This window comes from Paraburkholderia aromaticivorans (genome assembly GCF_002278075.1).
GTDB lineage: Bacteria > Pseudomonadota > Gammaproteobacteria > Burkholderiales > Burkholderiaceae > Paraburkholderia > Paraburkholderia aromaticivorans.
In genome coordinates, this window is record NZ_CP022990.1 from 1,900,890 (window position 1) to 1,923,799 (window position 22,910).

At 63.5% G+C, this 22,910-nt stretch carries 21 protein-coding genes; 8 read left to right on the forward strand and 13 right to left on the reverse strand.

What is annotated here, in order from left to right; translation table 11 throughout:
- Positions 1 to 43 precede the first annotated feature (43 nt).
- Positions 44 to 2,026 (reverse strand): amylo-alpha-1,6-glucosidase, encoded by a 1,983-nt coding sequence (locus CJU94_RS28210; RefSeq protein ID WP_095421895.1) that lies wholly within the window; start codon positions 2,024 to 2,026, stop codon positions 44 to 46.
- Positions 2,027 to 2,181: 155 nt separating this feature from the next.
- A complete protein-coding gene (locus CJU94_RS40990; protein ID WP_157763815.1) occupies positions 2,182 to 2,469 on the reverse strand; it encodes a hypothetical protein in 288 nt (95 codons plus the stop codon).
- A 141-nt stretch (positions 2,470 to 2,610) separates the two neighbouring features.
- Between CJU94_RS40990 and CJU94_RS28220 the strand changes: the two genes are divergently transcribed.
- The gene (locus CJU94_RS28220; protein WP_095421897.1) at positions 2,611 to 4,764 is read left to right on the forward strand and encodes a phosphocholine-specific phospholipase C; all 2,154 of its coding nucleotides are present in this window, start codon (positions 2,611 to 2,613) and stop codon (positions 4,762 to 4,764) included.
- 146 nt (positions 4,765 to 4,910) lie between these two features.
- The gene (locus CJU94_RS28225; RefSeq protein ID WP_095421898.1) at positions 4,911 to 5,192 is read left to right on the forward strand and encodes a cupin domain-containing protein; all 282 of its coding nucleotides are present in this window, start codon (positions 4,911 to 4,913) and stop codon (positions 5,190 to 5,192) included.
- Positions 5,193 to 5,223: 31 nt separating this feature from the next.
- Here CJU94_RS28225 and CJU94_RS28230 read toward each other — a convergent pair whose 3' ends face one another.
- Positions 5,224 to 6,339, reverse strand: coding sequence for a succinylglutamate desuccinylase/aspartoacylase family protein (locus CJU94_RS28230; RefSeq protein ID WP_095421899.1), 1,116 nt, complete (start codon positions 6,337 to 6,339; stop codon positions 5,224 to 5,226).
- Between the two features lie 38 nt (positions 6,340 to 6,377).
- Positions 6,378 to 7,145, reverse strand: coding sequence for a transporter substrate-binding domain-containing protein (locus tag CJU94_RS28235; RefSeq protein WP_095421900.1), 768 nt, complete (start codon positions 7,143 to 7,145; stop codon positions 6,378 to 6,380).
- 122 nt (positions 7,146 to 7,267) lie between these two features.
- Here CJU94_RS28235 and CJU94_RS28240 point away from each other — a divergent pair, with 122 nt between their 5' ends.
- Positions 7,268 to 8,188, forward strand: a complete 921-nt coding sequence (locus CJU94_RS28240) for a LysR substrate-binding domain-containing protein (RefSeq protein ID WP_095421901.1) — start codon at positions 7,268 to 7,270, stop codon at positions 8,186 to 8,188.
- 13 nt (positions 8,189 to 8,201) lie between these two features.
- Here CJU94_RS28240 and lysA read toward each other — a convergent pair whose 3' ends face one another.
- On the reverse strand, positions 8,202 to 9,443 hold the full coding sequence (gene lysA, locus CJU94_RS28245) for a diaminopimelate decarboxylase (RefSeq protein WP_244221004.1): 1,242 nt from the start codon (positions 9,441 to 9,443) through the stop codon (positions 8,202 to 8,204).
- Positions 9,444 to 9,554: 111 nt separating this feature from the next.
- Between lysA and CJU94_RS28250 the strand changes: the two genes are divergently transcribed.
- A complete protein-coding gene (locus tag CJU94_RS28250) occupies positions 9,555 to 10,484 on the forward strand; it encodes a LysR family transcriptional regulator (protein WP_095421903.1) in 930 nt (309 codons plus the stop codon).
- Between the two features lie 174 nt (positions 10,485 to 10,658).
- Positions 10,659 to 11,513, forward strand: coding sequence for an oxidoreductase (locus CJU94_RS28255; protein WP_095421904.1), 855 nt, complete (start codon positions 10,659 to 10,661; stop codon positions 11,511 to 11,513).
- A gap of 29 nt (positions 11,514 to 11,542) precedes the next feature.
- Here the strand turns inward: CJU94_RS28255 and CJU94_RS28260 are convergent, their stop codons facing one another.
- From CJU94_RS28260 to CJU94_RS28295, 8 genes are all read right to left on the reverse strand, one after another.
- Positions 11,543 to 11,959, reverse strand: coding sequence for a rubredoxin (locus CJU94_RS28260; RefSeq protein ID WP_095421905.1), 417 nt, complete (start codon positions 11,957 to 11,959; stop codon positions 11,543 to 11,545).
- A 452-nt stretch (positions 11,960 to 12,411) separates the two neighbouring features.
- Positions 12,412 to 13,623, reverse strand: a complete 1,212-nt coding sequence (locus CJU94_RS28265; RefSeq protein WP_095421906.1) for an aromatic ring-hydroxylating oxygenase subunit alpha — start codon at positions 13,621 to 13,623, stop codon at positions 12,412 to 12,414.
- A 192-nt stretch (positions 13,624 to 13,815) separates the two neighbouring features.
- Positions 13,816 to 15,267, reverse strand: coding sequence for a glycosyltransferase family 2 protein (locus tag CJU94_RS28270; RefSeq protein ID WP_095421907.1), 1,452 nt, complete (start codon positions 15,265 to 15,267; stop codon positions 13,816 to 13,818).
- A 55-nt stretch (positions 15,268 to 15,322) separates the two neighbouring features.
- A complete protein-coding gene (locus CJU94_RS28275) occupies positions 15,323 to 15,922 on the reverse strand; it encodes a cytochrome b (RefSeq protein WP_095421908.1) in 600 nt (199 codons plus the stop codon).
- 187 nt (positions 15,923 to 16,109) lie between these two features.
- Entirely contained in the window at positions 16,110 to 16,916 is an 807-nt protein-coding gene (locus tag CJU94_RS28280; protein ID WP_095421909.1) for a class I SAM-dependent methyltransferase, read from the reverse strand.
- A 300-nt stretch (positions 16,917 to 17,216) separates the two neighbouring features.
- Positions 17,217 to 18,317 (reverse strand): SAM-dependent methyltransferase, encoded by a 1,101-nt coding sequence (locus tag CJU94_RS28285; protein WP_095421910.1) that lies wholly within the window; start codon positions 18,315 to 18,317, stop codon positions 17,217 to 17,219.
- A 65-nt stretch (positions 18,318 to 18,382) separates the two neighbouring features.
- Positions 18,383 to 19,159, reverse strand: coding sequence for a DUF1295 domain-containing protein (locus tag CJU94_RS28290; RefSeq protein ID WP_095421911.1), 777 nt, complete (start codon positions 19,157 to 19,159; stop codon positions 18,383 to 18,385).
- A 70-nt stretch (positions 19,160 to 19,229) separates the two neighbouring features.
- Positions 19,230 to 19,838, reverse strand: a complete 609-nt coding sequence (locus CJU94_RS28295) for a lipocalin family protein (RefSeq protein WP_095422832.1) — start codon at positions 19,836 to 19,838, stop codon at positions 19,230 to 19,232.
- A 289-nt stretch (positions 19,839 to 20,127) separates the two neighbouring features.
- On the opposite strand from CJU94_RS28295, the gene CJU94_RS28300 reads away from it, so the two are divergent.
- From CJU94_RS28300 to CJU94_RS28310, 3 genes are all read left to right on the forward strand, one after another.
- On the forward strand, positions 20,128 to 21,192 hold the full coding sequence (locus CJU94_RS28300) for a DMT family transporter (RefSeq protein WP_095421912.1): 1,065 nt from the start codon (positions 20,128 to 20,130) through the stop codon (positions 21,190 to 21,192).
- A gap of 176 nt (positions 21,193 to 21,368) precedes the next feature.
- A complete protein-coding gene (locus CJU94_RS28305; RefSeq protein WP_095421913.1) occupies positions 21,369 to 21,572 on the forward strand; it encodes a DUF3562 domain-containing protein in 204 nt (67 codons plus the stop codon).
- Between the two features lie 139 nt (positions 21,573 to 21,711).
- A complete protein-coding gene (locus CJU94_RS28310) occupies positions 21,712 to 22,815 on the forward strand; it encodes an NAD(P)/FAD-dependent oxidoreductase (protein WP_095421914.1) in 1,104 nt (367 codons plus the stop codon).
- Positions 22,816 to 22,910: the final 95 nt, after the last annotated feature.

The window sequence follows — 22,910 nt, forward strand, 5'->3', positions numbered from 1 at the left end:
CCTTGCATCGGGCTTGGCGGTGGGACACACATCGTAGCGCGGTTTAGGCGCCGGTGGTCGGCAACCGGGCAAGCAGCGTTTCCATGCGCCGCAGCTCCCCGAGCGACCAGGCCTGAAAGGGCGTGCCGGCCGGCGCGTGCGGCGCGTCGCCATCGGCGATTTCAGAGAGGTGGTCGAGACCGGCATGATCGAGATGCGCGTAGAGCGGGTCGAGAAAGCGCGCTTTCGCCTGCATGCGTGCATCCGCCGCGCCGCCGTGCACTCGCAGCCACGCTTCGACAAACGGTCCGAGCAGCCACGGCCACGAGGTTCCTTGATGATAGGCGCCATCGCGCTCCAGTGGCGACCCGCCGTAGTGTCCGCGATAGGCCGGGTCGGACGGTGCGAGCGTCCTCAGTCCCAGCGGCGTGAGCAACTGCGCTTCGACCTGGCCGAGCACCGCGCGCGCCGCCGCGCCGTCGAGCAGCGGAAACGGCAGGCCGCCGATGGCGAAGATCTGGTTGGGGCGAACCGAGCGGTCTATCGCGCCCTTCACGTGATCGACATCCACGTTGTCGAAGAGCGCTTGCGTGGCCGGATCGATGAAGCGTTCATGAAACGCTTGCAACGCCCGCTCCGCGGCCGGTTGCCAGCGCGGATTCCACGTTGCTGCAATGCGCAATGCGTTGATCCAGAGAGCCTGCACTTCAACCGGCTTGCCGATGCGGGGCGTCACCACCCAGTCGCCGACTTTCGCATCCATCCACGTGAGTTGCACGCCGGGCACGCCGGCGCTGAGCAGGCCGTCGTCGGGGGATGCCTGGATGTTGAAGCGCGTGCCTTTCGTGTAGCCCGTGAGAATGGCTTCGCTCGCCTCTTGCAGGCGCTGCCGCGTCGCGTCGCTCGCATGATGCGTCGCCAGATAGTCGTGCACGGCGACGATAAACCACAACGAGGCATCGACGGAGTTGTACTCCGGCGTGTCGCCGTAGTCGGGGAAGCGATTGGGCAGCATGCCTTCGGATAGCGTGCCCGACCATTCGAGCAGAATCGCTTCAGCGTCGTCGAGGCGGCCCGAGGCGATCAGCAAACCGCGCATCGCGATGAAGGTGTCGCGTCCCCAGTCGGTGAACCACGGAAAACCCGCGAGGATCGTGCGGCCTTCATTGCGTTCGACCACGTAGGCGTCGGCCGAACGTTGCAGGCGCGAGCCGAGCGCGTCGCGGCGCTGTTGTTCGACACGCGCGAGTTCTGTCGCGTGCGCGGCTGCCGCTTGCGCATTGGCCGATGGCGTTACGCTCGTGGCGCCAGAGGCGCTGAGAATCATGACCGCTTCGCCGTCGGCGAGATTGAAGCCGAATACGCCGGGCGTCGCGAGGTCTTCACTGAAATCGAGACCACGTTCCTGCTCGCGAACGTAGCAGAAGTGGCGATACCAGTCCGGCGCGTGCATGTAGGCGCCATTCGTCGCGCAATGGATCACCGGTAGATCGCCGTAGGGTTGCCAGTTCACGCAGGCCCCGTCGTCGCTCGCCTCAGCGTTGAAGTTGAACGCGGCGTTTTCATGATGCAGTGCGTGGTAGTCGCGACCCGATAGCAGCGGCCTGACTTTCAATGTGAAAAGACCCGTTTCAGCCGTGTTCGCCGCACTTTCCAGACGCCAGCGCAACACAGTCTCGCGGCTTGCCTTGCTGACAAACACCTCGGCGGTCAATACGAGTTTCGCATCGATCTGCACACGCCACGTCGGCCACGGGGCGGTGTCGAACGCCACCAGGCTCGCCGTCAGGTCTGGATAGATCACGTCCGGCACGTATCGCTGCATGCTCAGCGGATAACGCTGGCCATTCGCTTCGAGCCACGCCTCCACGCCGTTGACAAGCACCACACGCCCGCCGGGCGCGCGCGTCGCGGCGAGCAGCAAGGCGTGGTAACGGCGTGTGCGTAGCGTGCCGACAGTGCCCGACGCGAACCCGCCGAAGCCGTCCGCTTCCAGCCATTCGTCTTCGAGACGCGTGATGTCGAAAGGTCGTTCGCTGTGTGTCATGAACTTACCGGTTGAGCAGAGCCGTCAATCTTTCGGTGTGCCTGGACTTCAGGCCTATGGCGATACGGTGACCATTCTCCTACTTATCACTTTCCGTTTCCTTTCGTTAAACCGACTCGCAGACGCAAGTTTTACCACTCGCAAACGTTTCACAATTATTTCTTGAAAGGGTTGGAGACTGCACCCGCCATCACGAAACCGGATGCAGACATGAGAAGAGACACACCCCTCGCGAGTGCCGCGTTGGTTGCGCTTGCAACTTTAGCGTTGAGCGGTTGCGGTGCAGACGATTCCGCACCATCGGCGGCCTCTTCATCGCCGGCCGTTGCCAACAACGATGCCGCGCCGGCTGCGGCGACATCGCCCGCTGCGCCGATCCTCAACGCATCCTCAACGCTCGCGGCGAACCCGGCGGCGGCGTCCGATCCGATCACGCAGGACATGCAAGCCAGTCTCGCCGCGGACAACCAGCAAGTCGCACCCGTCATGCATTACGCACCCGGCGACAGCGCCAGCAGCAACTGACCCGATTCCACCGGCGCGCCACGCGCGCTATTCTTTTCCCTCGCAGAAGGTGATATTCGATGACATCAACTAGCCGTCGCCGTTTCCTGCAGACCGTGGCTTCATCCGCGGGCGCTGCTGCCGCACTGACCGCGCTGCCCGAGTCGATTCGCAATGCGCTTGCCGTGCCCGCTTTTTCACGCACCGGCACGATTCGCGATGTCGAGCACATCGTCGTGTTCATGCAAGAGAACCGCTCGTTCGACCACTACTTCGGCCACATGCGCGGCGTGCGTGGCTACAACGACCGTTTCCCGATTCCGCTGCCCAACGGCAAGCCGGTGTGGTATCAACCGTCGAAGGAAGATCCGACCAAGCCGGTCCTGCCGTTCCATCTGAACACGGCGACCACCAGCGCGCAATGCGTCGGCGACCTGGATCACTCCTGGTACAAGACCCATGCCGCGATCGACGGCGGCCGCTACGACCAGTGGCCGGCCAACAAGACCGACATGACGATGGGCTATCACCTGCGCAGCGACATTCCGTTCCATTACGCGCTGGCCGATGCATTCACCATCTGCGACGCCTACTTCTGCTCGCTGCCGGGACCCACGCACCCGAACCGCGCGTATCTGATGTCCGGCATGGTCGATCCGACCGGCACGCTGGGCGGTCCGCTGCTCGACAACAACGATTTCGTCGACGGCGACGGTCCGCCGAATTACCAGTTGCTTTCGTGGACCACGTATCCGGAGCGTCTGCAAGCCGCGGGGATTTCGTGGCAGGTGTACCAGCAAGGCCTGACCGGCGCCGATCCGCTGAACGGCAACTACGGCACCAACATCCTGCAGAACTTCACGAACTTCATCAACGCGCAACCGGGTTCGCCGTTGTATGAGCGCGCGCAAACCGTGCGCACCATCGACGACCTGAAGGCCGACGTGCTGGCCAACAAGCTGCCGCAAGTGTCGTGGTTGTGCCCGCCGGCCGCGTACTCGGAGCACCCGAGCTACACGCCCGCATATGGCGCGGAATACACGTCGCAGATTCTGGACGCGCTGACGTCGAATCCCGAGGTCTGGAGCAAGACCGTGCTGTTCATCATGTACGACGAGAACGACGGCTTCTTCGATCACCTCGTGCCGCCGCAGCCGGCCACGACCGGCGCGCAGGGCAAGTCGACGGTCAGCACCGAAGGCGAAATTCACAACGTGGTGAATCCCCAGCGCGGCGGCAGCTACACCGCCGACGGCCTGCCTTACGGCCTCGGCCCGCGCGTGCCGATGACGATCGTGTCGCCGTGGAGCAAGGGCGGCTTTGTATGCTCGCAGGTGTTCGACCACACGTCGGTGATTCGCTTCATCGAAGCGCGTTTTGGCGCCTATGAGCCGAACATCACGGCATGGCGCCGCGCGGTATGCGGCGACCTGACCACGGCGTTCGACTTCCGCACGCCGGATTCGAAAGTGCCGCCGCTGCCGGATACGAGCAATTACAAGAGCATCGCCGACAACCAGTGCGCCACACAGCCGAAGCCGACCGTCCCCGCGACGCCGGGCGCGATCGATCCGCAGGAAAGCGGCATTCGTTTTGCGCGCGCACTGCCGTATGAGTTGCATGTGAACGGACACGCGGACGCGAAGAAGAACACGTTCGAAATCTCGATCGGCAACACCGGCGATCAGGGCGCGCACTTCTATCTGTACTCGACCAATCGCACGGACGGTCCGTGGCGCTACACCGTCGAAGCGGGCAAATCGCTCAACGAGACGTTCGATCTGACGATGACCAACGGCGTGTACACGTTCGAAGTGTTCGGGCCGAATGGTTTCGTGCGCAAGTTCGCGGGCAACACGCAGCAGGCGACGGCGCGGAACGCGCAATTCGCCGGCGGCCACGGCAATAACAAACCGGCGCAACCGGAAGTGAAGGTGCAATACGACGTCGCGAACGGCAACGTGTTCCTCAAGTTCAGCAACAAGGGCAGCGGCCTTGCGCGCTTGACGGTGACGGACAACGCGTACGGTGCGCGCCCTCGCCCGGTGCTGGTGCCGGCAGGCGCGCATATCGAGGAAGCATGGGTGCTGGCGTCGAGCCATCACTGGTACGACTTGACGGTGACGAGCAACGACGACGCCAGCTTCTCGCGCCGTCTCGCGGGTCACGTCGAGAATGGGCGGCCGAGCATTAGCGATCCGGCGGCGGTCGCGCCGGTGTTGGTGGTGAGCTAAGAGCGGGTCACGCGCGCTGGGCTTCGATCGAGTGGGCGCCTGGTTTGCGCAGGCATGATCGAAGCCCGGTTGCGCGAGTGTGCTCTGCAGAAAGTCGCGCGCGGCGTTAAAGTGAAGCTCCCCTATCGCTTGCCGAGGCACCCGCCATGGACCGTAATGCATTCACCGAAAGCCTGACGAAAGAAGGCTTCCCCGACGCCGTGGTTGTCACGCGCGAAGCGAACGTCGAGATGGAAGTTCACGAGCATCCTTTCGAAGCCAAGGCGCTGATCCTCGAAGGCGACATGAACATACGCGTGGGCGACGAGGAGCGCGCTTATCGCGTCGGCGACGTGTTCCATGTGCCGGCGAACAAACCGCATTCGGAGCGCTATGGCCCGAACGGTGTGACCTATCTGGTAGGAAGGAAGCAGTCAGGCGCGGCCTGACAGACAGCACGCGCCTATCGAAAGCAGACCGTCAGGCGCCCAGCAAAACCCCAGTCCTGATGGGCCGCGTGCCCGTGACACGCCCGAGCGGCGCGCCGGCCGTCACGAAGCGAATCGCGCGCCGCATATAAAACACACCTTCCGTATTGCTGACGATCGTCGTGGTCTCATCCGTCAACGGATCGACGATATCGAACAGCGCTTGCCCGACGCGAATCGTATCGCCGATCTTCGCGCGATGAATGAGGATGCCGCTCACAGGCGCATAGAACTGCTCGCTGCCGGCGAGCGGCGTGGCGGGCGTCAGCAACGCCGGCAAGGGCTTGGCATCGCGCTGGATCGCCTTGCGCCACACGAAATAATCGACCAGCGCGTCGGCATCCTCCTGAGCGAGCTCATAGGAAACGTCACGTTGTCCGCGGCACTCCACGGTCACCGCGATCGCACCGTTGGGCACCGGCTTGTCGGCCGGCAAAGCCTGCTGCAACTGCCACCACAACAGACTATGCGTTTCGTCGAACGCCTCGCCGCCCGAGTTGGTGGCGAGCAACGACGCCTGCGCCCCGAGATAGCGCGACAACGGCTCGAACTCCGGCCACGCGGCCTCGCTGGTATAGAGATGCATCGCCGCTTCGAGCGAACAATGCAAGTCGATGATCACATCCGCATCGAACGAGAGCTTCAGCATCGCCAGTTGCAGCGATTCGAATTCCGTCAACGGTCTCTGGTTCGCCAGTTCCTCGGCAATCAACTTGCGAACAATCCGCACATTCTCGGCCGCATTGGAACCCAACGCCTCTTTTGCTCGCGCGATCAATTTCGGAAACTGCAAGAAGTGGCGATTGAAGTTCTTCCCGCTGCCCAGATCGAAGCGGCCAAGAAATTGGCCGAGCACGTATTGTCCGAGCCCGACCGGATTCGCCACCGGCACGAGCACGATCTCCGCATTCAGCGCGCCCTGCCGTTCCAGTTCGAGCAAACGACGTTTGAGCAATACCGTCGTCAGCATCGCGGGCGTTTCATCGGCATGCAGCGACGACTGGATATAAATCTTCTGACCGCTATTCGCCGGGCCGAAGTGAAACGACACCAGTTCGCGGTGCGTGCCGATAGCCGGCGAGAGAAGCGGAATCGATTGCCTGTTCATGAGCGTGAGTCTTTGGAAGAAAGTCGGAAGTCGGAGAATCAGTTTCCGTACGGATCGAAGTCGAAGTACTTCTTCGCGATCTGCGCGTACGTGCCGTCCTTACGCATCGACGCGATCGCCTCGTTAATGGAGGCCTGCACCGCGGTCTCGTCCTTACGCAAGCCGATGCCTACCCCGCGATCGCCCATGGAGAGCGGTTCGCCCACGAACGCAAAGCCCTTGGCCGCCGGTGTGCGCAAAAATCCGTAGTCCGCCTCCACCGACCCGAGCAACGCGCCGTCGAGACGCCCGTTCTCCAGGTCGGCGAAGACTTCTTCCTGACTCTTGTACGCCACCACGTGCACGCCGAGCGGCGCCCAGTTCTTCAGCGCATACCCTTCGAACTGGGTGCCCGACTGCACGCCGATTGCCTTGCCGGCCAGCGCGTTCAAGCCGCCCGCGAGCGCGGATCCCTGGCGCGCGATCAGCCGCGATTTGAACTGGAACAGTTTCGACGAAAACAGAATCTGTTGTTCTCGCTTTTCCGTGATCGCCATCGACGATAGAATCGCGTCGATCTTGCGCGCCTGCAGCGCCGGGATCATCCCCGAGAATTCGAGCTCCACCCACTGGCAGCGCGCGTGAATGCGCTGGCAGATTTCGTTGCCAAGATCGACGTCGAAGCCCCTGAAGCCGCCATCGGGCGCTTTGGAGTCCATCGGCGGGTAGGTCGGATCGATGCCGAGACGCAGCGTGGTCGAATCAGCGGCAAACGCGCCGCCGCTGAAAGCCAGCGCGGCGCTCAAGATCATCAGCGAAATTTTCATGGGAGCACGGAGTGTGGGGTGGGCGGATGACTACCGCGCCATCCTATGCCGCGTCCGCGCCTCAAAGAAGTCCCGTTCGGACTATCATGATCACTTTTACCGATCACCGGACGGCAGCCTTCATGGCATTGACGATCTCCCAGCTCCGCGCATTCACCGCCGTGGCCGAGCACGGCAGCATCCGCGCGGCCTCGCGGGCGCTCGGCATTGCGCAGAGCGGCATCACGCAGCAGTTGCAGAACCTCGAATCGATGCTCGGCGCGACGCTGTTCACCCGCACGAATCGAGGCATTGCGTTGACCGCGCTCGGCCAGCGGCTGTTGCAGCGAGCCGGCACGATCATCGGCGAATGCGAACGCGCAGAGCAGGAAGTGCGGCAACTGCGCGGCGACTATGTCGGCGAGGTCACGTTCGGCATGACGACCGAACCGCTCGTCGACGCGTTCGCGCCGGTGCTGATGGAATTTCGCACGCGCTTCGAGCGGGTCGCGGTGCATTTGCGCACCGGCACCTCGCGCATGATGATTTCCTGGATTCGCGAAGGCACGCTGGATTTCGCGGTTGCCCTCGTGTCGAAGCACACGGATACCGCCGATCTCTCGGTCATGCCGCTCTATCCATCCGATCCGGTGATCGTCTGCCGCCAGGGGCATCCGAAGGCCGGCGCGACCTCGCTGGCCGAACTGGTCGATTGCACGTGGGTCGCCACGCGCTCGCCGAATCTCACGGCCGATCCGCGTATCAACCGCTTAAGCCATCTGTTCGAAAGCCACGGCTTGCCGCCACCGAAAATCGTCGCGACGGTGGAAGGCTTGTACGAGACACTGCATCTGGTGAGCGAAACGGATTGCCTGTCGCTGGAGTCGTCGATCGTGGTGAAGCGCGGGCCGTTTGCGAATACGCTTGCCTCGGTTCCCGTGCGCGAGCGCTCGGTCGAGCAGAACGTCTGCCTGCTACAACGCGCAGCCATTCCGCTCACACCGGCCGCGCAGGAACTTGCGACCATGCTCGCCTCGTACACCCGCACGGTGCGGGCGCGTTGAAGCGGCAGCGAAATTACACCGGCATGTCGAGCGCGATCAACTCATCGATAGTCTGCCGACGGCGAATCAGCCGCGGCTTGCCTTGCTCCAACAGCACCTCGGGCGCAAGCGGCCGGCTGTTGTAGTTCGAAGACATCGACGCGCCGTAGGCACCCGCGTCGTGAAATACGATGAAGTCACCCACTTCGGGCGTGGGTAGGGAGCGCTGCGTGATGGCACCGCCCGCGGCTTGTGTGAATACGTCGCCGGCTTCGCATAGCGGCCCGGCCACCGCGAACGAATCAACCGGCGCGTCGCTCGGCGAACCATCGCGTTTCAGCACCGTCATCTCATGATGACTGCCGTAAAACGACGGCCGCACGAGATCGTTGAATCCTGCGTCGACCAGAACGAACTGCTGCGCGGGGCGGCGGTTCAATGCGTGCACTTCGGCAACGAGCACGCCCGCCTGCGCCACCAGAAAGCGCCCCGGTTCGATCTCCAGCCTCACGCGATGCCCCACGTGCGCTTCGATCCGCCGCCGCGCCACGTCCCAGAGCCGGAAGTAATGCGCGGCGTCGATCGCGGGCTCGCCTTCGCGATACGGCACCGACAAGCCACCGCCCGCGGAAATTGCTTCGATATCGTGGCCCAGGCCCTTTACGGCGTCGACCATCGCATCGCAGACGCGCGACAGATGGCCATAGTCGACGCCCGAGCCGATATGCATGTGCAACCCAACCAGCTTCAGGCGATAACGCCGGACCAGCGCCACGGCGCGCGGCACGTCGTCGAGCCAGATGCCATGCTTGCTATGCTCGCCGCCCGTGTTGGTCTTGTTGCTGTGCCCGTGGCCAAAACCCGGATTGATCCTCAGCCACACGCAATGGCCTTCGGGCGCATGACGTCCTATCCGTTCGAGCATATCGAGCGAGCCCGCGTTGACCGTGATGCGATGCTCGACCACGGTGGCAAGCGTCGCGTGATCGATCAGATCCGCTGTGAACACGACACCTTCGGGGTCGCCCTCAGGCGTAAAGCCTGCCGCGAGACTGCGCCTGATTTCGCCCAACGATACCGCGTCGACCGTGGCGCCTTCGTCGCGCATCAGTTTGAGGATATGCAGGTTCGAACCCGCCTTCTGTGCGTAACGGATCACATCGAAGCCGCGCAGTTCGGCGAGGTTTCCACGGATTACGTCCGCGTCGTAGACCCAAAGCGGCGTGCCGTGCTCGTGGGCAAGCGCGGCGAGTTGTTGCGGATTGAATGGCGTCACGGTTCCCGTCTCTCGATTTCGAAGTGTTGGCGTGACGACATGATGCTGAAAGCCGATCATTCAGTAAAATACCCATTTTTGCCAACCCCATTCACTTCTGATATACCCATCATGGCGCTCACGCATCGGCATATCGAAGTCTTCCGCGCGCTGATGACGGCGGGCAGCGTCACCAAAGCCGCGGAAATGCTTTTCACCTCGCAGCCCACCGTGAGCCGCGAACTCGCGCGCATGGAACAGAGCATCGGCTTTGCCTTGTTCGAACGCACCACCGGGCGGCTGCGTCCCACCCAGTCGGCGCTCATGTTGTTCGACGAGATCAAGCGCGCGTATGTCGGGCTCGAACGTGTGGCGTCCACCGCCGCCAGTCTGCGCGAATTCCAGGGTGGCCAGCTCTGCGTGATCGCTTTGCCCGCGTTTTCGCATTCGATCTTGCCGGGCGCGGCGAAGCGCTTTCATGACACCCAGCCCGGCGCCAGTGTGTCGATCGCAACGCAGGAATCGCCGTTTCTCGAGGAATGGCTGACCGCCCAGCGCTACGACCTCGGCTTGACCGAGCACGGCGCGCCGCCAGCAGGCACGCGTCTGACACCGTTGCTCGAAGTGGACGAAGTGTGCGTGCTGCCCGACGGGCATCCGTTGCTCGGCAAGCGCGTGATCGCGTTGAAGGATTTCGCCAATCAGCCTTTCATCAGCCTGTCGTCGAACGATCCGTACCGGATTCAGATCGACGCGGCCTTTGCCCAAGCACATATCGCGCGCCGCCAGATCGTCGAGACGCCCACGGCGGTCTCCGTGTGCAGCTTCGTGCGGCAAGGTCTTGGCGTGGCGATCGTCAATCCGTTGACGGCCCTCGATTTCGCGGGCCGCAATCTGCATATCCGGCCGCTTGCCGTGTCGTTGCCGTTTCGCGTGAGCGTGATTCATCCGGAACATCGTCCGGCACATCCGCTCGCCGGCGCGTTCGTTCAAGCGCTGCAAAGCGAAGCCGCCGCGCTGCGGCTACAATTGAAAATCCACACCGGACGTAAGCAGCAATAACGGCGTCGTTCGAGCATCCACGCGCGCAACGGCCGCCGGCACCCACCGATAAAAAGTCCGGGCACGCTTCAAGCTAAGCACAGTAGCAAACCAATTGCGAACGCGAACGGCGCACGGCGCTTTCGCGCCGCATGGCGTCTTTTATGTCGTAGACCATCAACAGGAGTTTCCCAAATGATGAATCGAGACAATCCCGTCTGGCTGATCACAGGATGTTCCACCGGCTTCGGCCGCGAGTTGGCGAAGCTGGTGCTGGAGCGCGGCTGGCGCGCGGTGGTCACCGCGCGCGACCCGTCGAAAGTGAAAGATATCGTCGAAGGCCACGGCGATCGCGCACTGGTTCTGCCGCTCGACGTGACGAATTCCAAGCAGATCGAAGACGTGGTCGCGCAGACGAAGCAGCGCTTCGGCCGCGTCGATGCACTCGTCAACAATGCGGGCTATGGTTATCTGGCCGCGATCGAGGAAGGTGAAGACGACGAAGTGCGCGCCATGTTCGAAACGAACGTGTTTGGCCTCGTCGACATGACGAAAGCGGTCCTGCCGATCATGCGCGAGCAGCATAGCGGCTTGATCGTCAATGTGTCGTCCATCGGCGGTATCACGAGCTTCGCGGCAACCGGCTATTACCACGCCACCAAATACGCGGTGGAGGGTCTGTCCGAATCGCTGGCAACGGAAGTGAAGCCGCTCGGCATCGACGTGCTGATCGTCGAGCCCGGACCGTTCCGCACGAACTGGGCGGGTCCGTCGATCAAACAGTCCGCCACGGTGATCGAGGACTACGCGGCCACGGCCGGCGAACGCCGCAAGCAGACCGAGGCGCGCAGCGGCAAGCAGGCCGGCGACCCGGTGCGCGCAGCGCAGGCGATCATCGACGCCGCCCTTTCGGACACACCGCCGCTGCGTTTGCTGCTCGGCAAGGCCGCACTCGAATTGGCGCGCAAGAAGCTGGACTTCATGCGCGGCGATTTCGATAAATGGGAAGCCACGACAGTGGGCGCGGATTTTCCGGAAGGGGCGGGTTAATCAGCCGCGCGAGGTGCCCGTTGGCCGGGTCAAAACTCGACCAACGCGAAATCTTCCTTGCCCACGTCGCAAAGCGGGCAGCGCCAGTCGGCCGGGACATCCGCCCAGCGCGTGCCCGGCGCGATGCCTTCCTCGGGCAAACCCGCCGCTTCGTCGTAGACCCAACCGCAGATCACGCAGACCCACTGCTTGAGATCGTCCGCCGAGGCGGCACCATCGGCGCACGCATGCGGCGCATCGGCCGCCTGCGAGGCCGGCGTGTCATCCAGGCTGACCACCAACGGCGCGGCGGTGCCCACGCCGGTTTCCGCGAGACGCGCCTGCAGGCTTTCCAACAGCCGCTGCGCTTCGGCCTGCGTCAGATCGATCCAGTACGGATCGCCGGCGCCGTCGTTGAGCCGCTCGGGGGAAAACTGGATCTCTACCGCTACGCCCTTCTTGTACATGGCAGATCGGAATATCGATGAGGCCGGCAACGCGCCCCGAAAGAAACGCCTTCGGAACGTGCCGGCATGGTCGGAAGCGTTGCGCGGAAGCTTCGCGCGCGGATTAGACGAACTGGTTCAACACGATGGCGGCGATCAGGCCGGCCGCGCCGATGAGGCCCAGCAATTGCAGCAGAGTGAGGGATTTACGGGTTGCGGTAGGGATCTGTTGCGTAGTCACGGGCTAGTCTTGAAGAGCGGAAAAAGCGAAATGGTACACGGGTCCGCGGCCGGCGCATGTCGATTAGCGCAAACCGCCGTGCATTCACCGCCATTATCGCCGCTCGATCGCCGTGGATTCCCTACCGTCTGGAGATGGATTAATTCCCCGAAGAGGGGGAAAGTTTTCTTACCGATTCGCCCGTCGCGATCGTGACAGGCGCCACGCGCCTCCCGTCGAAGAGACCCGGCGATCAGCTCTTCGCCAGCGGACTGCCGTGACGCGAATCCCAGAAGCGAACCACCGACGTGTCGCCCGTGCCGGCGCCCACCACCTGATCCGGCGCACCGCTCTCGCGCAGCAACGCACGCAGTTCGTTGATGACCGGAAACACCTCGTGATTCCAGTCCGCGCCTTGCGAATCGTGAGCGCGCTGTTCGGCTTCGACGATCTCGCGGTCTTCCTTGAAAATGCGTTCGGTGAACCACACCAGCAGCGGCCAGGCTAGATTCAACACGCCGGGAATGCCTGGTTTGCGAATCGACAGCAGCCCGAATGTGCGGTTGGTGCGCTGCTCGCGATCGAGCGGCACGTAGACGATCCACAGATTCATCACCAGCGTCTGCTCGGACGTGCGGATCTGCAGCGTCTGATACGGATACTCGGTGCGGATCGTCATCACGTCCTTGTCGTTGTCGCCGCCGGTTTTGCGGCTCTGGCCGAACACGATCGCTTCGCCGATGGGTTGCTGGCCGGCCATGCGCGCAAAGGTGTAATCGACTTCGACCCAGCCCTCGCCGCGCCGGCGGCCGAGCGAGCGAGCGCGCATCTGCCCCATCTGCTTGCGATGCAGGAACTGATGGTTCATGTCCATCAGGTTCTCGTGCATGAACGAGTAGTGGCAGTTCACCGGACGGCCGAAGCGGCGCGTCTTGTACTTCTGGTCCGAGACCGAGCCGAGATCCGGCATGGGCCGTTGCTCGGCCAGAGCGGCATCGCCGGGGAAAACGAAAATCAACCCTTCCACTTCGCGGCATGGATAAGAGCGCACCCCGTTCGGCAGACGGTCGCGGCCCAGATACGGCACGTCGATGCACTTGCCCGAGCAGTCGTAAGTCCAGCCGTGGTAGCCGCAGCGAATCGATTCGCCGTCCACCACGCCTTGATGCAACGGCACCTGACGATGCGCGCAGCGATCCTCCAGCGCGAACACCTTGCCCGTTTCCGTGCGCGCCAGCACGATCGGGTCGCCCGCGAACGTCACACCATGCGTCTTGCCTCGCTTCACCTCATGCGACCACGCAAGCGGATACCAGTAGTCAGGGTGGATGCCGACACGGCGCAGATCGCGCACCGGCGCGTCGTTGGCGGCCTGGCCGGGCGCATGAGCGGCTTGTTGTTGCGATGCTGTTTGGGCGGACGGCACCTCGACGGTGTCTTGTTCTAGAGGGGGAACAGCATGCATAGGGGGGTCTCCGTGCACGGGCGGACAGAAGGTTGCCGCCCTGCAGGTTGCGGGCGGCGTCGTCGCCAGTCTACTAGAACCCGACACCGTATGGGTTCGGTGTCCGCGCACCCACCCTCGGCAGCGCCTGCCTCCGCAAGCGCACCGCCGCGCTATCCTGAACAGTTTGATGACGCGGGAGGCCGCGCCGCGTCAGCCTTCGTCGTGCGCTACGAGCCCGGAGCGGCGCTGCACGCCCCACGACCGTCCACCGCGCAGGAAGTGCAGCCAGCCGAGCGTGGCGCCCACGTGCCGCACCAGCTGAAACGTGAACGGTTCGGCGATCGCCGCGAACACCGCCATCCACAAACTGGAGCCGGTCCGCTCGCCGGTCCAGCGCCGATACAGATGAATGCTCCACAAATAGAACGCGAGATCGATCGCCGTCTTGAGCCCGATCACACTGAAGATCGACACGACGATCGCGCCATGTCCGCCGAACAGGAATGCGAGCAGCAACGCAAACGCGGTCAGGCCGTAGATCGGCTGCATGGTGTCGATCGCCTTGACCGGCAGCATCAGCATACCGAGCGCGCCGTAGCGCGGATTGCCGGTCATGTCGCGGTTCCAGTACTGCGTCTGCAGAAAGCCCGCGAACCAGCGGCGGCGTTGCCGCAGAAAACTGGCGAGATTGTCCGGCGCGTCGGTGCGGGCATGCGCGTCGCCGACCACGCGCACGTCCCAGCCAAGGCCATGGTCGACCGAATAGCGGCGCAGCCGGTGAATCAGCTCGTAGTCTTCGACCAGGCACTGCGGATCGAAACCGCCCACGTCGATGAGCGCATCGCGCTTGAACGACGCGAAGGCGCCTGAAATGAGCAGCAGACTGTCGGCGCGCATCCACGCAAAACGGGCGATGAAGTTGCGCATGTACTCGTAGGTCTGGAACCACTCGAACACGCGCCCCGAGACCGACTTGCCGCACACCGGCACCAGAATGCCGGCCGCTGCGACCAGCTTCGGTTCGCTCGCGAAAGCGGCGCGCATGGCGTAGGTGGCGTCGTCATCGAGCAGGGTGTCGGCGTCGACCGTCATGACGGTTTCCGTGGTCGTCACGGTGATCGCGGCATTCAGCGCGCGAGCCTTGCCGCCGTGCGGCACGCGCAGCCAGAACAGGTTCGGATACAACGCGCTCGGTGCGCTCAGCACGCCGTCGGCGGCCGCGGTGAGTCCGAAGCGCCCGGTGAGCAGCTCGCGGGTCGAATCGGTGGAGCCGTCGTCGGCAATCACGATTTGCGCCGGTCCATGCGTTTGCCGCAGCAGCGCGGCGAGCGTTACGGGCAGCACGGCCGCTTCGTTATGCGACGCCACGATCACGCCCATGGCCGGCAGGCTGCGCCGCTCGAACTCCGGCTCGAGCGGCGGTGTACGCCGCATCAGCGGCAGCGTTTTCCACGTGACGAACGCCAGCAGCAGCGTGTCGTACACCACGTAGGCAATGCCCGTCGACCACGCCAGCGCACCCTGCAGAAAGAAGGCGCGCGTGAACAGCAGCAGCCACAACACGACCACGCTCAGATGAATCATCGTACTCAACGCAGTCGTGCGACGCGGCACAATGCGCGGCGACGCGAGCGCGAGAGCCTGTTCAAGAGTTTTCTTCAAAATGACTGCCGGATAGTCGGTGTTGGGATTGGGGTGGTTAAGGGGACAGCCGCGCTTACGGCACCATGCGCTTCAGAACCGACTTGCGATCGATCCACTGATGCTTCAACGCGCCGCCGATATGCATCGCCAGCAGCGCATAGAGCGCGTAGCCGAGCCAGGTATGCAACGCGCCGAAGCGATCGTGCAAGGTCTCCTTGAGCGCCGGATCGAGGGTCATCACATAGCCGATGCGCGGCCAGGGAAACAGGTTGAACAGCCTCATGGGGTGCGTCGCCGCGTCTTTCCATGCGGAATCGTGCAGCCAGCCGGACAGCGGCAGCGCAATCATCAGCAGATACAGCAGAAAATGCGCAACGTGCGCGGCGATCTTTTCCCACGACGGAAATTCGCGCGGCAATGGCGGCGGCTTGTGCGACCCACGCCACAAGATGCGCATGAGCGCGAGACCGAGCACCGTGATCCCGATCGACTTGTGGGTATCGACCACCGGACGCACCCAGTCGTCCGGCAGCGATTCCGCGCTCAGGCCGAGCACCACGTTGCCGATCATCAGCAGCGCGATCAGCCAGTGCAGCACCATGGCCGTGCGGGTATAACGGGACGGCACCGGCGTGCCGCTCGAATCGGTTAAAGAGTCGGCGTGCGTATTCATGGTTGTTCCGTCCGCGGATGCATTGCCGCGAAAGCTGTCTAAAAATCCGGCCATGCCGCGGCAGATTCGGCGACGCAGCACCGCAGCCCGGTAGGGAAACGCCCTAGTGTGCGGCTTTATTCCGCCAGGCGCTTAACAGTATGTTTCAGATTATTTCGCGCACGCGGCACACAGGGGCGACTGCGTCCTAACTGTGCGCTGTCTCGCGCCGCGCGATCAGCGCGGTCGACTCGATCCGCTCCTCGAGCCAGCCGTTGGTTGCATGCGCATCCAGTAGCTGCCGGATGCGCGCCTGCAGCTCGTCCAGCCGCGCGCCGAGCCGTTCGCGCGACAGGCTCGACATCGACAAGGGCCGCGCGATCAGCGATTCGACCGGCGTCCGCCGCGTTTCGACAATCGACACGCGCTCGAGCGACGGAAATGACGACTTCGCGAGCACCGTGTCGTGGCTCTCCCAGTCGTCCGACTTGCGCTGCACGCGCGCCGGGTCGCTCTGCGCGTACTCTTCGAGCAGCCCTTGGTATGGCGCGAGCCAGGCAATCGGCGCGTCGGTCACGATCGCCGTCGAAAACAGCGCGACCGCGCCTTCCGGTTCGATCAGCGCATCGAGCCGCGCGAGCGTATCGGGCCGGTCCATCCAGTGAAACGCCCGCCCGATGACAGCCAGCCGGAAGCACCCGAAAGCCGGCGACAGATCATACGAGCTGCCCTCGCGATATTCGATATTCGGCGCAATCCCGGCGCCCAGGCCTGCCGCGATGCGCAGCATTTCCGGCTCGGGGTCGAGCGCCAGACCCGAACCGACCCAGGAGGAAAGCGCGAGCGACAGTTGCCCCGGCCCGCAGCCGAGATCGAGCAGCCGGTGCGAGCCGCCGAGCCCGCAGGACTGCGCGACACGGCGAATCAAGCGCGGTGAATAGGGCGGACGGCCCGCCAGGTAATGCGCGGCGTTGGTTTTGAAACGGTCGGGGACGAACGGAATCGGAGCGGTCATCGGCAGTTCCTGGCAGGTGGGTGGCGGCAACGGGCAAGCGAACAGAACGCCATTGTCGTGGCTGCGGCGTATTTCCGCCGATGTTGCCATGCAATTCGGTCAGGTCGGGTGCCGATACCTGGGGATCGATCCGGGTTGGATACGCCTATCGCCGCGCAGTTTCCGGCAACACGACAAAAACGTCAGCGCGGCTCCCGCGAGACGGCGTCCAGCACGGGGCCGGGCGCTCGAACACCTTGAGACGCGGCCCGCGCGGCGCAGTCCGCCCGTTCGACGGTTCGGGGACGCGGCCAGCCGCCGTCAACGCTTCACGAACCGATAATGCCCGACGCCCCATTCGTTTCCCTTCGCGTAGCCGAACAGCTCGGCCACGGCCATATAGAACATGCGCCAGCGTTGCAGCCATACGGCCGCATCGCGCGCGCCGTAGGTGTCCACGAGCATCGGCATCACGCGGTCACGTGCCGCGTCGAGCGCGGCGAGCCAATGATTCGCCGTGCGCTCGTAATGCGTGCCGCTCACCCACCACTGGCGCTCCATGCGCAGATCGTCCTGGAAATTGAGCAGCAGCGCCTCAGACGGCATCGTGCCGCCGGTGAAGAAATACTTCGACATCCAGTCGCTGCCGTCCTCCACCTGAAAGTGATACGCCAGCGTGCGATGCACGAAGATATGCACGAACAGCTTCGCGTCATCGCGCATCCAGCGCGCGATTTTCGCGAGCAGCAAGCCGTAGTTTTTCATATGCTCGAACATCTCGATCGACACCACGCGATCAAAGCCGCCGCCCAGCTGCGCGTCGTCGAATTCGAAATCGACGATGTTGCCCGTGACCACCAAGAGGTTGTGCAAGCCCGCCTGCGCCGCACGCGCTTCAATGAACGTGCGCTGCCCATGCGAGTTCGATAGCGCGACGATCCGCGAATGCGGATATCGCGCCGCCAGCCATAACGACAGCGAACCCCAGCCGCAGCCGAGATCGAGAATCCGCTGACCGTCGGCCAGTTGCGCGCGCTCCGCGTAGCGTTCGAGCATGGCGGCCTCGGCTTGCGCGAGCGTCTCGCTGCCGCTCGGATACAGGCAGCATGAATACTTCAAATGCGGCCCGAGATGCGCGTGAAAGAACGACGCCGGCACCTCGTAATGCTGCGTGTTGGCGGCTTGTGTTTCGATGGCGATCGGGCTCGCCCGCAGCTCGTCGAGCAAACGGTTGAGCCGTTGCGCGCGCGCTTCGCCGTGATCGAGCGCTTCGTCGCGCAAGCGCTGACGCATCAACTGCCGCATGCCGAAACGGATCACGCCGTCGGGCAGCCAGCCCCGTTCGCAGCTCTGGATGAGCCAGCCATCGCCGGCTTCGGCGGGCGACGGCGGCAAGGTGTGGCCGGTGGTGGAAAGGCTCATGAGACTGACTCCCTATCGTTTTCTCGCGTGTGCTTTGAAGGCGCGCTTGCGCCCTGCGTGGCTGTTCAACGCCGCGGTGGCCACGGAATCAGCGCACTGGTGGTGCGCATGTAGTCGGCGTAACCAGGGCGTCGACTGGCCATGCTTGCTTCGAGCAGCGGGATGCCGGAGAGCTTCAGCAAAAGAAAAGCCATCAGTACGGGTGGCAGCAACGTGAACCAGCCCCACGGCGTGCCGCCCGACAGCGCGATATACGCGAACCAATGCACGCATTCGAAGAAGTAATTCGGATGCCGCGAGTAACGCCATAAGCCGACGCGGCACACGGTGTCGCGATTGGCCGGATCGGCCTTGAAGTCGCGCAACTGGCGGTCCGCCATGCCTTCGCCGGCCACCGAGACGATCCACACCGCCACGGCCAGCACGCTCCATTCGGTGGCCGGCGCGGTGCTGCGATACGAAGGCACCAGAAACGCGATCGACAGCAGCATCGAAATCACGACTTGCAACTGGAAAAACCAGAACATCTTGCTCGCCGCCTTGTCGCCCCATTCTTCACGGAAGCGGCGATAGCGCGCGTCTTCCGACTTGCCGGCATTGCGTTTCCACAGATGCGAACCGAGCCGCACGCCCCAGATCAAACCGCCCAGCGCGCTCAGTGCGCGCGAGACCGGGTCGCCGGTGCCGAGCGCGGCATAGAGCAACGCAACGAGGCCGAGCGAATACGCCCAGATGGGGTCGACCATTCCGGCGTTTTCGGTCTTCAACTGCCACGCCCAGGCCGCGCTGAAAATCACGACGAGGCCGATCAGGGCAATCACGGCGGCGGCAAGTGGCGGCATGGGGTCCTCGTTCAACGGCTGTGCGGGTTATACGCTTCGAAAGCGGGTTCGGATGCGGCGGGCGCACCCGCTAGTCTTTGTCGCCCGGCGACGCGAAGCCTGCCTGGCCCAGTTGATCCGGCCGCTGCGGCACGCGCCTGAAGCGCGAGGTGTCGTAGCCCATCGCGTCGAGCCGAGCCAGCAAGCCCCAATACGTTTCGTCGCTCATGTCCGGTTCGCGCGAAAAAATCCAGCCCAGGTTTTTGCCGGGATAACCGAGGATCGTGTAGCGATAGTCTGGATCGACGTAGAGGGTCAACTGCGTTACGTGGATGGGCCAGAACAGTTGCACGCTCCATTCGCCGCCGTTTGTGCCGGGCACTGGCGTATCGAGAAATTGATAATGCTTTTCCTCGGCGTCGAAACGCTTCTTGCGGCCGTAGTACGAATCCTCGATTTTGCCGTCGGCGCGCAATTTCCATTCCGCGCGGCTGGCCACCATGTCGCGCTCGGCGAAATACGGAATGTTCGCGATGATGTACCAGCGGCCCATATAGCGCGGCAGGTCGACCGGCACCGTGGAGAGCGGTTCGCTCGCGCGCGGGTTGGGATTGGGCGGATCGTTGGAGCAACCCGCAAGGGACAACAGCAGAACAGTCGCAACGGCAACGGCGACGGTGGTACGGACAGCACGGCGCATGGCGATGGCCTCGAACGTGGCGGCAATAAACGTATTACGTTCGATGGGGCCGGATGGATGCGCACGCCGGCCGCGAATCCGCGCGGCGACACCGCAAAGCGTGACCACCAAACATTCGGCGCACGTGGGACAGACTCCGGTGCGGTGCCCCCGAGCCGGCGAGTCTCGCCGAACTTGCACGCGTTCCGGGATTTTCCGTCCGGACACCTGTTCAGCGAACCGTAATCCGTGGCATCCGGTTAGCATTGTCGTGTCTGCAACGCCAACATCTACGCGAATCACCCCGCCCATGCCTTTCCGCTTCAATGCCGCATTCACGGCCTTGCTCGCCGCCGCCCTGTTCGGCGCGACCACCCCGCTCGCCAAAGCGCTGCTCGGCTCGCTTTCGCCGTTCCTGCTTGCCGGGCTGTTCTATCTCGGCAGCGGCGCCGGCCTTGCCGCCCTGATTCTGGCGCGCCGGCTCAGAGGCAGGCGCGCCGGGCAACCCGCCGACCACAGCCGCTTCCCAATACGCCAAGTACCCTGGCTGGCCGGCGCGATCGCGGCCGGCGGCATCGCGGGGCCGGCCTTATTGATGCTGGGTTTGAAGACCACGCCGGCCGCCACCGGTTCGCTGCTGCTCAATCTGGAAGGCGTGTTCACCGCGCTGATCGCCTGGATCGTGTTTCGCGAGAATGTCGACGTGCAGGTGTTCCTCGGCATGGCCGCGATCGTCGCGGGCGGCGTCGCACTGTCCTGGCAGCCAGCTGCGGCGGGCCTGCCGGCCGGCACGCTGCTGCTGATCGGCGCGTGCGCGTGCTGGGCCGTCGACAACAACCTCACCCGCAAGGTGTCGGCGCACGACGCCATGTTCATCGCCTGCATAAAAGGGCTCGTTGCCGGTTCGGTCAACGTGGCGCTCGCGTTGATGCTCGGCGCCGCATGGCCCAAGGTTTGGACCGTCGCGCTTGCCATGCTCACGGGCTTTGCGGGCTACGGCGTCAGTCTCGTGCTGTTCGTCGTTGCACTGCGCAACCTCGGCACTGCGCGCACGGGCGCGTATTTCTCGGTCGCTCCGCTGTTCGGCGTGACCTTGTCGTGGCTGCTTTGGCCGAAACTCCCGCCGCCGTTGTTCTGGATCGCCGCCGCGTTGATGACACTGGGCGTATGGCTGCACATTCGCGAACGTCATGAGCACCCGCATACGCACGATCCGCTCGAGCACACGCACCATCACCGGCACGACGCTCATCATCAGCACGAGCACGATTTCGCGTGGGACGGCGTCGAGCCGCACACTCATCCACACCGCCACGCACCCATTACGCACGCGCATGCGCATTTCCCGGATATTCACCACCGGCATACACATTGATTTTCCGGACAACCGTGCCGCACAGACACTTGCCGCATCGCAAGACAAAAATCTCTGTGACTCGAATCATGCGATAGATCGATTCAATTGGCATGGTCGCGCGTCGCATCCTCTAATGGAACTCCTGCTGTCCGCGCCTTGTCCGTCTAACCCGCCTGGCATACCTGGAGATACGCATGTCACAACCCGAGCCTAACGTAGACGAATTGGTGAAAAGCATCGCCGAGGAAACCGACACGCCGACGGAAACGGTCTCGAAGCTGTATGCGGATATTGTGGCCGTCTATCGGCAGGACGCACGTGTGTTCGATTACGTGCCGCTCTTTGCTGCCAAAAAAGTCCGCGATCAACTGCGCGGTAGTTCGAATCGTCGACACTGACACGGCGGCGCGCGCAGACCACTGCCCGCGCGCCAGCGTTTCGCCTCGATTGACTCGCGCGCGGATGTACACGACGCGCGCCGATTATTTTTCCGACTGCTAGACTCTGACCCAGGACCATCGACTGGGGGGAGTTGGCATGCGGGTAACAATCGTGGGCGCGGGCATTGCCGGCTTGAGCACGGCGTGGTCGCTGTCAAAACAGGGACACGACATCACCTTGATCGAGCAAGGCTCGATTCCCAATCCACTCGCCGCGTCAGGCGACCGGCACCGCATGATTCGCCGCGCCTATGGCGCCGCAGACGGGTACGCGCGGACTATCGCCGAGGCGTTCGATAGCTGGGACCTGCTATGGAACGATCTCGGCGTATCACACTATGAGAATTGCGGCGTACTCGGCATTTCCCAATTCGCCGGCGACGGCGCCGAACAGTTCCGCGCCGGACTCGACCGCATGAAATTCGAGTATGAAAAGCTCGAACCACTCGACGCAGCCGCACGCTACCCTTTTCTCGACCCCACGACCTTTCGTTATGCTTACTTCGATCGCGACGGTGGCGCGCTATTCAGCGAACGCATTGCACGCGACATGAAAGCGTGGCTCAAGATGCGCGGCGCCGACATTCGCATGCACACCAAGGTGCAGGCCGTCGATCCGCACAGCGCGTCCGTGCGCCTCGGAGACGACACGATCGTGTCTGCGGACAAGCTTGTGGTTGCAGCGGGCGCATGGACCTTGCAACTGTTCCCCGCGCTCGCCGAAAACCTGATGACGTATCGCAATACCGTCGCTTATCTGGAGCCGCCCGCGGACCTGGAAGACGCGTGGTCGACAGCACCCGCGATCGTCGATATCGGCAGCAAGAGTGACGGCTATGTGCTGCCGCCAATCGACGGCGTGGGTTTGAAGTTCGGCGCCGGCGTCAACAAGACGATCGAGCCCGACCCCGACGCGAACCGCAATGCGGCGCCCGGCGAAGGCGACCGTTTGCGCCGATTGTTTTCGCCGCCGCTCAGCCGCATCGACGAATATACGGTATCCGAAGTAAAGACTTTCGCTTACACCTTCACGGCGGACAAACGATTCTTTTCGACGCGAATCGGCAACACGCTCGTGGTGTCGGCTTGCTCGGGGCATGGCTATAAATTCGGCGCGGCGGTGGGACGCCGGATCGCGGAGTCGCTGGAAACCGGCGACGACGCCCTGCTCGCACGATGGCTCAAGGCGCAGACGCACTGAGCCATAGCGGAGCCGGTCACCTGGCGCGTGGCTCCAGGTTCTGGCCACTTTGTGGAGCTAACAATGGTGCGGCAAATTTCTTATGCTGACGGTTT